General features: G+C 73.2%; 12 protein-coding genes. 2 read left to right on the top strand and 10 right to left on the bottom strand.

The annotated features are described in order from the left end of the window. The 5 genes from A3IG_RS0125550 to A3IG_RS31265 form a co-directional block, all read right to left on the bottom strand. On the bottom strand, positions 1 to 2,266 hold a 2,266-nt coding region (locus A3IG_RS0125550), incomplete at its 3' end, for a Tex family protein (RefSeq protein WP_051087634.1). Positions 2,267 to 2,485: 219 nt separating this feature from the next. Beyond that, positions 2,486 to 3,007 carry a DUF2231 domain-containing protein gene (locus A3IG_RS32140; RefSeq protein ID WP_018386433.1) on the bottom strand — a complete coding sequence of 174 codons (522 nt, stop codon included), beginning with the start codon at positions 3,005 to 3,007 and terminating at the stop codon, positions 2,486 to 2,488. 124 nt (positions 3,008 to 3,131) lie between these two features. Next, positions 3,132 to 4,388 carry a GNAT family N-acetyltransferase gene (locus tag A3IG_RS0125540; RefSeq protein WP_018386432.1) on the bottom strand — a complete coding sequence of 419 codons (1,257 nt, stop codon included), beginning with the start codon at positions 4,386 to 4,388 and terminating at the stop codon, positions 3,132 to 3,134. A gap of 75 nt (positions 4,389 to 4,463) precedes the next feature. Beyond that, positions 4,464 to 5,453, bottom strand: coding sequence for an asparaginase (locus A3IG_RS0125535; protein ID WP_018386431.1), 990 nt, complete (start codon positions 5,451 to 5,453; stop codon positions 4,464 to 4,466). Positions 5,454 to 5,520: 67 nt separating this feature from the next. Continuing rightward, positions 5,521 to 6,114, bottom strand: a complete 594-nt coding sequence (locus A3IG_RS31265) for an RsiG family protein (RefSeq protein WP_236719048.1) — start codon at positions 6,112 to 6,114, stop codon at positions 5,521 to 5,523. A gap of 227 nt (positions 6,115 to 6,341) precedes the next feature. On the opposite strand from A3IG_RS31265, the gene dtd reads away from it, so the two are divergent. Then, the gene (gene dtd, locus A3IG_RS0125525; RefSeq protein ID WP_018386429.1) at positions 6,342 to 6,767 is read left to right on the top strand and encodes a D-aminoacyl-tRNA deacylase; all 426 of its coding nucleotides are present in this window, start codon (positions 6,342 to 6,344) and stop codon (positions 6,765 to 6,767) included. 138 nt (positions 6,768 to 6,905) lie between these two features. Here the strand turns inward: dtd and ygfZ are convergent, their stop codons facing one another. The 4 genes from ygfZ to A3IG_RS0125500 all read right to left on the bottom strand — a co-directional run bounded on the left by ygfZ (position 6,906) and on the right by A3IG_RS0125500 (position 9,898). Then, on the bottom strand, positions 6,906 to 7,871 hold the full coding sequence (gene ygfZ, locus A3IG_RS0125520) for a CAF17-like 4Fe-4S cluster assembly/insertion protein YgfZ (protein ID WP_018386428.1): 966 nt from the start codon (positions 7,869 to 7,871) through the stop codon (positions 6,906 to 6,908). Positions 7,872 to 7,935: 64 nt separating this feature from the next. After that, complete coding sequence (locus A3IG_RS31260) at positions 7,936 to 8,433, bottom strand: Fur family transcriptional regulator (protein WP_051087633.1); 498 nt, start codon at positions 8,431 to 8,433, stop codon at positions 7,936 to 7,938. Between the two features lie 72 nt (positions 8,434 to 8,505). Beyond that, complete coding sequence (locus A3IG_RS0125510) at positions 8,506 to 9,087, bottom strand: FABP family protein (RefSeq protein ID WP_018386426.1); 582 nt, start codon at positions 9,085 to 9,087, stop codon at positions 8,506 to 8,508. A gap of 157 nt (positions 9,088 to 9,244) precedes the next feature. Further along, complete coding sequence (locus tag A3IG_RS0125500; protein ID WP_018386424.1) at positions 9,245 to 9,898, bottom strand: hypothetical protein; 654 nt, start codon at positions 9,896 to 9,898, stop codon at positions 9,245 to 9,247. Between the two features lie 126 nt (positions 9,899 to 10,024). Here A3IG_RS0125500 and A3IG_RS0125495 point away from each other — a divergent pair, with 126 nt between their 5' ends. Continuing rightward, positions 10,025 to 10,387 carry a DsrE family protein gene (locus A3IG_RS0125495; protein ID WP_018386423.1) on the top strand — a complete coding sequence of 121 codons (363 nt, stop codon included), beginning with the start codon at positions 10,025 to 10,027 and terminating at the stop codon, positions 10,385 to 10,387. 12 nt (positions 10,388 to 10,399) lie between these two features. On the opposite strand, the gene A3IG_RS31255 is transcribed toward A3IG_RS0125495, so the two are convergent. Beyond that, positions 10,400 to 10,606 carry a DUF3099 domain-containing protein gene (locus A3IG_RS31255; protein ID WP_018386422.1) on the bottom strand — a complete coding sequence of 69 codons (207 nt, stop codon included), beginning with the start codon at positions 10,604 to 10,606 and terminating at the stop codon, positions 10,400 to 10,402. Between the last annotated feature and the right edge of the window lie 80 nt (positions 10,607 to 10,686).

Below are 10,686 nucleotides of genomic sequence, written 5' to 3'. Positions count from 1 at the left end.
CGCCCCGGTCGCCCCGGTCGCCCCGGTCGCCCCGGGGGCCGGGGCGGGCACCGGGCTGCCGCGGGCCGGCGCCGTCGGCGCGTTCCACCTCGTCGTCCAGGCGCAGCGTCAGTGAGATGCGCTTGCGCGGCACGTCCACGTCCAGCACCTTCACCCGGACGATGTCGCCGGGCTTCACCACCTCGCGCGGGTCCTTGACGAACGACCGGGACATCGCCGAGACGTGCACGAGACCGTCCTGGTGGACCCCGACGTCGACGAACGCGCCGAACGCGGCGACATTGGTGACCACGCCCTCGAGGAGCATCCCGGGCTGGAGGTCGCCGATGGTGTCCACGCCCTCCTTGAACGTCGCGGTGGCGAACGCCGGCCGTGGGTCGCGTCCGGGCTTCTCCAGCTCCCGAAGGATGTCGGTGACCGTCGGCAGGCCGAACGTGTCGTCCACGAAGTCCTGCGGACGCAGGGTCCGCAGCCTGTGCTCGTCGCCGATCAGTTCCCGGATGCCTCCGCCGGTCGCCTTCAGGATGCGGCGCACCACCGGGTACGCCTCCGGGTGGACGCTGGAGCTGTCCAGCGGGTCGTCGCCGCCGGGCACGCGGAGGAAGCCGGCGCACTGTTCGAACGCCTTGGCGCCGAGCCTGGGCACGTCCTTGAGCTGCTTCCGGCTGCGGAACGGGCCGTTGGCGTCCCGGTGCCTGACGATGTTCTCCGCCAGCCCGGAGCCGATCCCGGAGACCCGGGTGAGCAGCGGGGCGGACGCGGTGTTGACGTCCACCCCCACCCCGTTCACGCAGTCCTCGACCACGGCGTCCAGGGAACGTGACAGCTTCACCTCGGACAGGTCGTGCTGGTACTGCCCCACCCCGATCGAACGGGGGTCGATCTTGACCAGCTCGGCCAGCGGGTCCTGGAGCCTGCGGGCGATGGACACCGCACCCCGCAGGGACACGTCGAGTTCCGGCAGCTCCTGGGAGGCGTAGGCGGACGCCGAGTAGACCGAGGCACCCGCCTCGGACACCACGGCCTTGGTGAGCTTCAGTTCCGGGTGCCGGCGGATCAGGTCCGCGGCCAGTTTGTCGGTCTCCCGGGAGGCCGTGCCGTTGCCGATGGCGACCAGCTCCACCCGGTGCTGCCGGGCCAGGCGCTCCAGGGTGGCCAGCGCCTCGTCCCAACGCCGCTGGGGGACGTGCGGGTAGACCGTCTCGGTGGCCACCACCTTGCCGGTGCCGTCCACCACCGCGACCTTCACCCCCGTGCGGTACGCGGGGTCGAGTCCCATGGTGGGGCGGGTGCCGGCCGGCGCGGCGAGCAACAGGTCACGCAGGTTGGCGGCGAACACCCGTACGGCCTCGTCCTCCGCTGCCTGGCGCAGCCGCAGCCGCAGGTCGATGCCGAGCCGGACCAGGACGCGGGTGCGCCAGGCCCAGCGGACCGTGTCGAGCAGCCAGCGGTCGGCCGGGCGCCCCCGGTCGGCGATGGAGAACTCCCGGGCGATGCGGGTCTCGTAGCCCGAGGGCCCCTCCGGCGCCTGGTCCTCGGGCTCGGGGTCCAGGGTGAGGTCGAGCACCTCCTCCTTCTCCCCACGGAGCACGGCCAGCACCCGGTGCGAGGGCAGGGCCCGCAGCGGCTGGGCGAAGTCGAAGTAGTCGGCGAACTTCGCCCCCGCCTCCTGCTGGCCGTCCCGCACCCGGGAGACCAGCCGACCCCGGCTCCACATGCGCTCCCGCAGCTCGCCGACGAGGTCGGCGTTCTCCCCGAACCGTTCCACCAGGATCGCCCGAGCCCCCTCGAGCGCGGCGGCGGCGTCGGCCACCCCCCGGTCGGCGTCGACGAAGGGCGCCGCGGCGGACTCCGGCTGGTGCGAGGGGTCGCCGAGCAGCAGGTCGGCCAGCGGCTCCAGGCCCGCCTCCCGGGCGATCTGCGCCTTGGTGCGCCGCTTGGGCTTGAAGGGCAGGTAGATGTCCTCGAGCCGGGCCTTGGAGTCGGCCGCCATGATCTGGGCCTGGAGCGCGTCGTCCAGCTTCCCCTGGGAGCGCACCGACTCCAGCACCGCGGCCCGCCGCTCCTCGAGCTCCCGCAGGTAGCGCAGCCGTTCCTCGAGGGTCCGCAACTGGGCGTCGTCCAGGGCGCCGGTGGCCTCCTTGCGGTAGCGGGCCACGAACGGCACGGTGGCACCGCCGTCCAGCAGCTCGACCGCCGCCGCCACCTGCCCCTCGCGCACGCCGAGTTCCTCGGCGATCCTGCGGTGGACAGCATCGATAGCCATGGTCACGTTGTCGTTCCGCCTTCTCCCCGAGCCCGGGGTGCGTGATGCCGGGCGCCCGGGTCTGGTCCCGGGCGCGTCCCGACGATTGTCGCTCCCCGGGGAGGCCCCGCGGGGGAAGGGCCCACCGGTGTGCCCGGTGGGATGACCACGGTGGGTGGGCGGGGAACGCCCTGCGTGACCGGACGGCCGTCGGCCAGCAGGGTCTCGGGGCCGTCCGGGTCAGGCCGCCCGGTTCTGGTGCAGGCCGATGAGGCTGGTCTGCTGCACCGCGTCCTCGTCGCGTTCCTGCGTCGTGGTGAGCCGGATGCCGATGTGGTAGTCCTGGACCAGCGCCCAGCCGAGGAACCCGGCGACCATCGTGCAGGCGAGGCCCGCCGAGGACAGCGCCAACCCCGGAGTGGTGCCCTTGGCGGGGCCGTTCCAGTGGCCGGCGTACAGGCCGAGGCTGATGGCGAACAGCGCGAGCGCCAGGACGTTGACGCCGGCGTGCGCCAGGCCGACCCCCTTCGCCTCCGAGCCGCGGGGAACGCCGAGCGCCAGGTCGGCGAGCCCGGGCAGGGCGGCCAGGAGGGCCGTGCCGACGCCGATGGCATTCAGGGCGATGGCGAGGTTGAGCCAGAACTGGTTGCCGTTGGCCGCGTACACGGCGAAACCGACGAGGGTTCCGGTGTAGCAGGCGACCGGGTAGCCGATGAGCATCGGGTGCACGGGATGACCACCGATGGTGACCTTGCTGTACATGGCACCTCCAGGGTGCTGCCTGTGTCGTGCGGTAACGCGTACGGCCTTTCCAGTCTCGCCTCCCTGGCAAATTGCGCAAATGGGGCGCATGTCCGATGGGTGCTCCGGCAGGCGCCGCGGGGCCTCAGAAGCTGTCCGGGCACCACGGGCGGCGCCCGGTGCGGAACATCACGTCGGCCCTGGAGAGCGCTTCCCGGTCGCTGGCCTCGATCCGGCCGACGGCCGCCAGGCGGACCGTGGACTCGTCGCCGAGGTAGAGGTTGCCCAGCGTGCCCACCTCGAGGACGAGGTCGGGCTCCCGGGTGGTGGCCGCGCAGGTGGCGCCGTCCGGGCCGCCGTCCAGCAGGAAACGGCCCTGGGCGTACCCCATGTGGTCGTGGACCTCGAGCACCAGGGTGTCCGCGACCCCGTAGGTGCGCTCCGACAACAGCCGCGGCACGTCCAGCGGGCGCAGCCACAGGAAGTCCCCGGCGGCGGTCCGCCGGGCCGAGCGGGCGTCGCCGAGCAGCAGCGGCAGGATGTCGTCCGGGGGGCGGTTCTCGGCGACCACCTTGGCCACCCAGTCCACCGACACGGCGTACCGCCACAGCTCGGCCTCGGCCTCCGGGGTGGCGCCGATCAGGTCCTGGACGTGCAGCACCCCCTGGGGGCGGTGATCCGCCCACTCGTCCTCCACGTGGTAGGTCAGGAAGCCGTCCACCTGGCCGGAGTCGTTGCGGTACAGCACGTGGAAGGCGTCCTTCCACTGCTTGAGCGGGTGGACCAGCTCCCCGGTCACCAACTGCCACCAGATGGCCTTCCGGGCGATCACCCCGTGCCGGGCCAGCCGGAATCGCTCGTGCACCTCGGGGGCGTGCTTGCCGAACTCCGCCGGGTCCACCAGGTCGAGCCGCCCGTTGGCCGGCGGGGCGTACGAGCCCAGGGCGGCACGGTGCACGTCCACCTCGAAGTTCACCATCGAGGTGGCGGGGCCGTAGCCGTAGCGGCCGTAGATGCCGTACTCCGCGGCGTCCAGGATGGCCAGCGGCTCCCCGCGCTCCCGGCAGCGGTCCAGCTCGCGGGCCATCATCCGGCTGAGCAGGCCCCGCCGGCGGTGAGTCGAGGTGACGGTGACGTTGGTGACCCCGGAGGCCACGAGGGTGGCTCCCCCGGGGACCGTCAGCACCTGGGGCTGGCTGTTGAACGTGGCCACGCACCGCGGCCCGTCGAAGGCCCCCATGGTGCGGTCGGGGTCCACCCAGCGCCGGCGGTACTCCAGGACGGCCTCGTGGTTCTCCCGCGACGGGAGGCGCAGGAACCCGACGTCCAGTGCCCGGCACCACTCGGCGTGGTCGTCAGCGGTGTACCAGCGGATGTCGACGGCAGGGCGGTGTTCGGTCATCCGGGCAGGCTAAGCCGCCCACCGGAACGGTGCACTCGAATTATCCGGGGGCCGGGCGCGGGGGCGCGGCGACGTTCAGGACACCGTGTCCGGGAGGGTGGCGCGGACACCGCCGACCCTGGCGCCACCGCCGAACAGCGGGCTGTCCGCGATCCGGTCCAGGACCGGCTCCGTCAGGCCGAGACGGCGCAGCGTCGCGGCCAGGACCGGACCGACGGCCCGCGCCGCCCCATCGTCGATCTTGAACGCCAGGGCCCGCCCGTCGGTGAGCGCCACCGCCTGGACCGCCTCGGCGCCGACCTTGGCCAGGGCGCCGGGCACCCCCTCCATCAGCCAGGTGTCGATGCGCCGGGTGCCGGCGACCAGGGCCGGGTGGGCCCGCATGGCATCGGCAACCCGGCGTCGCGGGGATTCGGGCGCGGCCACCACGCAGGAGCGGAAGGCGCGGGCGAGGCCGGTGAGGCTCATCCTGAGCAACGGGGCCCCGCAGCCGTCCGTGCCGCCGTACTCGACGGGGTCGCCGGTGGCTCGGCGCGCCTCGTCGAGCACGGCCTGCTGCACCGGGTGCTCCGGGTCCAGGTAGCCCTCGGTCGGCCAGCCGGCGGCCACGCAGGCGGCGAGCATGGCCGCGTGTTTGCCCGAGCAGTTCATGGTGATCCGGTCGGGGCCCCCTCCGGCACGCAGCCGGGCCTCGGCCTCCACCGGGTCCAGGGGGAGCTCGGCCGGGGTGCGCAGGGCGCCCTCGTCGAGGCCCACCGTGGCCAGGATCGCTCGCACCCCCGCCAGGTGGAACGTTTCTCCAGAGTGGCTCGCCGCGGCCAGCGCCAACAGCTCCCCGTCCAGTTCGGCACCGCACCCCAGCACCGCCGCCGCCTGGAGCGGCTTGACGCTGGAACGGGGGAAGACCACCGCGTCGGGATCGCCGCACGCGAACTCCACCGAGCCGTCGGCTGCCAGCACCACCAGCGAGCCACGGTGCACGCCCTCCACGAACCCCGACCGGACCACCTCGGCGAGCACCGGGTGCGCTGCGGTTGACGTCATGGCGCTTCGGACCACGTTCATCGGAACATCTCGGCCTTTCCCTCGTGCGGGGCGGCGCCGCACCCGGCGCCGCCCCGAGGTGCCGGGATCAGCCGTCCAGGAGCAGGTCGTCCACGCGTGCCTCCCCCTCACGGTACCGGCGGGCGATCTCGGCGCCGCAGCCGTCCGCGGTGCGTTGCAGCCGCTGCCGCCGCAACGACACCTGCGCCTCGTGACGCACCAGCCGGCCCATCGCCCGGCGCAGCTCCAGGTCGGTGCGCGCGGACAGGTCGGAGAGCTCGACCTCCGCCATGACCTGCTCGGCGAGCCTGCGGTGCTCCTCACCGAGCGGCGGGCGCAGGGTGACGTGCCGCGCCGAACCCCGGACCCGTGGGGGCGCGTCGGTGAGGATCTCCGGAAGCTGGTCCAGGAGACTGGTCGCCGGGCCCCTCCGGCGCGCCATCTCGGCCCGGAGGATGTCGATGCGCCCCTGGAGCAGCCGCCGCAGGTACGACAGGTCGGCCTCCTCCTGCTGGGCGCTGCGGCGCAGCGCGCGCAGGTGCCCAAGGCCGAGCAGACCCAGGTCTGCCGGCTCGGGTTCGGCCGGCCCCCCGCGCCCCGCGGCCGGCCCCGGAGGTGCGACCGGCGTGGGGGGGCCCGCCGGCTCCGGGGCGGGGGCGGGCTCACCGCCGGGATGGTCCATGAGGGGGGTCCGTGGGCCGGGGGCCCAGGGGTGGAGGGAGTCCGCCATCATGCGCAGCTCCTGATGCGGGAGGGTGTCGTTCTCGGGTGGCCGCATGACATTTACGCAGCGACGCGCACGGGCCATGGCTTGCATGGTGCCACCTGGCCGGTCGGCCGCGCAGCGCCCGCGCACCCGAACGGGCCCCGGCCCGATCCGCCGCCCGATTTCCTGTCAGGATTGGGCCCATGCGTGCTGTGGTCCAGGTGGTCTCCGAAGCAAGCGTCAGCGTGGACGGCGAAACGGTGGGTGAGATCCTTGGCCCGGGACTGTGTGTGCTGGTCGGGGTCACCCACGAGGACAATCCGGCCACCGCGGAGCAACTGGCGCGCAAGTTGTGGACGTTGCGCGTCCTGCCCGACGAACGGTCGTGTGCGGACCTGGGGGCACCCCTGCTCGTGATCAGTCAGTTCACTCTCTACGGTGATGCTCGCAAGGGGCGTCGACCCACCTGGAACGCCGCAGCGCCGGGCCCGGTGGCCGAACCCCTGGTCGATGAGGTGGTGGCCCGGCTGCGGAAGCTCGGCGCCACGGTGGAGACCGGGCGGTTCGGGGCCGCCATGAGGGTCGCCCTGGTCAACGAGGGACCGGTCACCGTGCTGCTCGAGGTCTGAGCCGCCGGCAGCCGGTGAGGTGCCGCAGCCGTCTCCACGGGCGTCGGTCCTCCGCCGGTCGGGTCCGGCCGCCCGGCCCCGTGGACACGGACGGCCGCCTCGGGACGACACGGGCCGGAGGACGGCCCCGAGCAGCCCTTACTGCGGAACGACGACCTCCTGGGCCGCGGCGACGGACCCCGCGAGCAACGGGGCGTCCACCGGGGTGTTCCGCTTCACCACCGCCAGCGCGACCGGACCCAGCTCCCAGTGCCGGACGGCCGTGGTGACCGTGCCGAGCTGCCGGCCCTCGGGGCCGTCGGCGGCCAGCCGGACCGGGGCGCCGTGCGCCGGGAGGGTGACCTCGCTGCCGTCCAGGTGCAGGAAGACCAGGCGCCGCGGCGGCTTGCCCAGGTTGTGCACCCGGGCGACCGTCTCCTGACCCCGGTAACAGCCCTTGTCCAGGTGGACCGCGGAGCCCAGCCAGCCCACCTCGTGCGGGATCGTGCGGTGGTCCGTCTCCCGGCCCAACCGGGGACGGTGCCCCTCCACCCGCAGCGCCTCGAGCGCCGCCACCCCTGCGGCGGGACCGTTCGCTGCGGCGAACGCCTCCAGGTCGGCGCGTGGCAGGAAGAGGTCACGGCCCTGCGGGGTCTCCCGGGCCACCACCGACTCGGGGGTCGGCACGACGCTGCCCGCGGGCAGGAACACCACCGCGTAGTCGCCGGTGACGTCCGCCACCTCGACCCGGTAGAGGAACTTCATGGACTCCAGGTACGCCAGCAGGGCCCCGAGGGTGCCCGGTTCCACGTGCGCCCAGGTGGTCTCGCCGTCGTCCACCAGGTACAGCGCGTGCTCGATGTGGCCGTGGGCGGACAACACCAGCGCCTCGGTGGCCCGGCCCGGCTCCAACTCGCTGACGTGCTGGGTGAGCAGCAGGTGCAGCCAGGCCAGTCGGTCGGGACCGCGGACGGTGAGCACACCGCGGTGGGAGAGGTCGACGAAACCGGTGCCCGAGGCGAGCGAACGCTGCTCGCGGAACAGGTCACCGTAGTGCGCCGCGACCCCCTCGTCGGGGGCCTCAGCCGGGACGGCACCGGGCAGCGACAGCAGAGGGCTCTTCATACCGACCAGCCTACGCGCGGGCCGTACCGGGGCCGTCGGCCACGGCCCCACGACCACCGGCCGGTCAGTGGGGGTGGGACGCCCCGGGAGCCGGAGGCGTGCGCCGGTCGGTCTCGGGGCAGCGGACACAGCGGCCGAAGAGCGCGAAGTGCCTCATGTCCGTCTCGAAGCCGAAACGGTCCTTGAGCAGGTCCACGAACGGGCCCGCCACCGACACGTCCGCCTCGATGACCGAGCCGCAGTCCCGGCACACCAGGTGCATGTGGTGGTGGCGGTCGGCCAGGTGGTAGGTGGGGGCCCCGTGACCCAGGTGGGCGTGGGAGACCAGGCCGAGCTCCTCCAACAGCTCCAGGGTGCGGTACACCGTGGAGATGTTGACGCTGCTCGCGGTCTTGCGCACCTCAGTGAGGATGCTGTCGGGGGTGGCGTGTTCCAGCGTGTCCACGGCTTCCAGCACCAGTTGCCGCTGCGGCGTCAGCCGGTAGCCGCGCTCGCGCAGATCGGCCTTCCAGTCGGTGCCGTTCGCAGTACTCACTACGGTCGCATCCCTCGGTTCGCTCATGTCGCCCCGTGCCGTCGATTCTAGGGTGACGGGGGCCGGCCGGGAGCCGGATCCGGGCGCACGACGAGGGGATCAGCGGAAGAAGGCGATCCCGTCGTCGGGGAGGTCCTTCAGGTCCTGGACCCAGGTGGCCGGGTTCGGCACCTTCTTGAGCTGGGCCGACATGTAGGGCCGCATCGGCACCGAGGAGGCCGCCTTCTCGAACACCCACAGGAGGTCGCCGTTGACCAGGCCGTACAGCCGTTTGCCCGCCGTGTAGTCCGGGCCGTCCGGAATCCGGACCACCGCGTCGGTGGCCAGGTCGATCTGCGGTTTCGTCGGCGCGAGCTCGCCGTACCAGATCTCGATGACCCCGTCGTCGCGGGACATCACCACCTGGAGCCTGCGCTCCTCGTCAATCCGCCAGTAGCCGCTCTCGCTCTCCAGCGGGCGGACCTTCTTGCCCTCCGCGTCCAGGACCCAGGTGCGGGAGACGTACTCCAGGAAGGGCCGGCCGTCGTGGCGGAAGGTGACTTCCTGGCCGAAGTTGCACTGCTCGAGGTCCTTGCCCTTCTCACCGGCGACGGGCGCACAGACGCCGGCGCCCTCCCAGATGCCCAGCAGGAAGGCGAGCGGGACGTTCCGCGGATGCAGGTCGGACGGGATCTCGATCATGGCTCAGCGCTGGCCCTGGTACAGCTTGGCCACGACGAGGACGGCGAACGCGGCGATGCACACCGCCACCAGCGCGAGCAGGCCGGTGAAGACATTCTCAAGCACGGAGCGCTCCTAAGCGGCAGACGGTAGGTCGGGACAGGCCGCAACAGAGAGTCTAACGGCCGGCCCGCAGACGCTGCTGCTGGCGTTCGACCAGGGCCGCCATGTCCTCCGCCCTCGGCTGAGCGGTGCCGGTGATGGTGATGGTGAACTGCACGTCGCCCTCGGTGGCCACGGCCACCATGGCGTCGGTGCTCTCGGCCGCGGCGGAGTCCAGCCTGGTGGCCCTCGCCTCGGGGTGGCCGGGCAGCGGCACGGCCGGCCCGGAGAAGTCCACCGCGTCCGCGAAGCCACGGGCCCCGGCGGGGGAGCCGAACCTGAGCAGCTTGACGTTGACCTCCTGGTGGCCGTCTCCGGTGCGGTAGGCGCGCAGGGCCGCCTGCTGGAAGCCGTGCTCGCGCAGCGACTCCTCGGCGCCGTCGCCGAAACCGATGGCCGCCTCGGCGAGGGTCGCGGTGTCCCCCGCCACGTCCCCGTAGGGCTGGGCGCCCTCGGGCAGCGGGAGCAGGAACGTGCGCAGGTCGTCCCGGGAACCGGCGCTCCGCGAGGGCTCCGAGCCGGGCCCGGGGGTGGCGGTCCGCGCCGGCTCCCCGGACCTGGCCGGCGGGTCCGTCGACCGCTCCACGTCACCGTCGCCCGAGCAGCCGGCCAGGGTCCCGGCCGCAACCACGGCGACGACGAGCGACACGATCCGTCGGCGATCCCACATCGGCGAGGCTCCCAGCGATGTCCGGAGGGTCGGTGCTGTCCCGGCCCGTCGGCGCGCGGTCGGGCCACGGATGGCCCCCGGGAGGCGACCGACACTACGGCACCGGCACACGGCTACAGTGACGACGTGGCGAAGAAGCTGGTGATCAAGGTAACCGCTGGGTCGGACGCCCCCGAGCGCTGCTCGCAGGCGTTCACCGTGGCCGCGGTCGCGGTCGCCAGCGGCGTCGAGGTGTCGCTCTGGCTGACCGGGGAGTCGTCGTGGTTCGCGCTGCCCGGACGGGCGGCGGAGTTCGCCCTTCCGCACGCGGCGTCCCTGCCCGACCTGCTGGACTCGGTCCTCGCGGGCGGACAGGTGACGCTGTGCACCCAGTGCGCCGCCCGGCGCGAGATCACCGAACAGGACGTCCTGCCCGGGGTGCGGATCGCCGGAGCGCAGGTCTTCGTCCACGAGGCGATGGCGGACGGCGTCCAGGCGCTGGTCTACTGACCCGTCCGGTCACTACCGGCGGGGCTCGTCCCACCAGCGGTCGTCGGGTTCGCGCCGGTTGGCCACGATCGCGGCGACCGGGGGGATGACCATGGCGACGACGCACATGGCCACGGCCGCCGGCACCGACCAGAGCCGGACCAGGCCGCCTCCGAGCCCGAACAGGAGCACACACACTCCCATCAGGACGAAGTAGCGCCGGCGTCTGCGCGCGTACACAGCTCAACGGTAAGCGCCGGACGGGTTTCCGGCAGGCGGAACGGGTCCCGGCAGGGGCCGTGCTTGGTCCTGTGGCGGGG

The sequence above is a fragment of the Wenjunlia vitaminophila DSM 41686 genome (assembly GCF_000380165.1).
GTDB classification, from domain to species: Bacteria; Actinomycetota; Actinomycetes; order Streptomycetales; family Streptomycetaceae; genus Wenjunlia; species Wenjunlia vitaminophila.
This window is presented reverse-complemented; position numbering and strand designations above follow the sequence as displayed.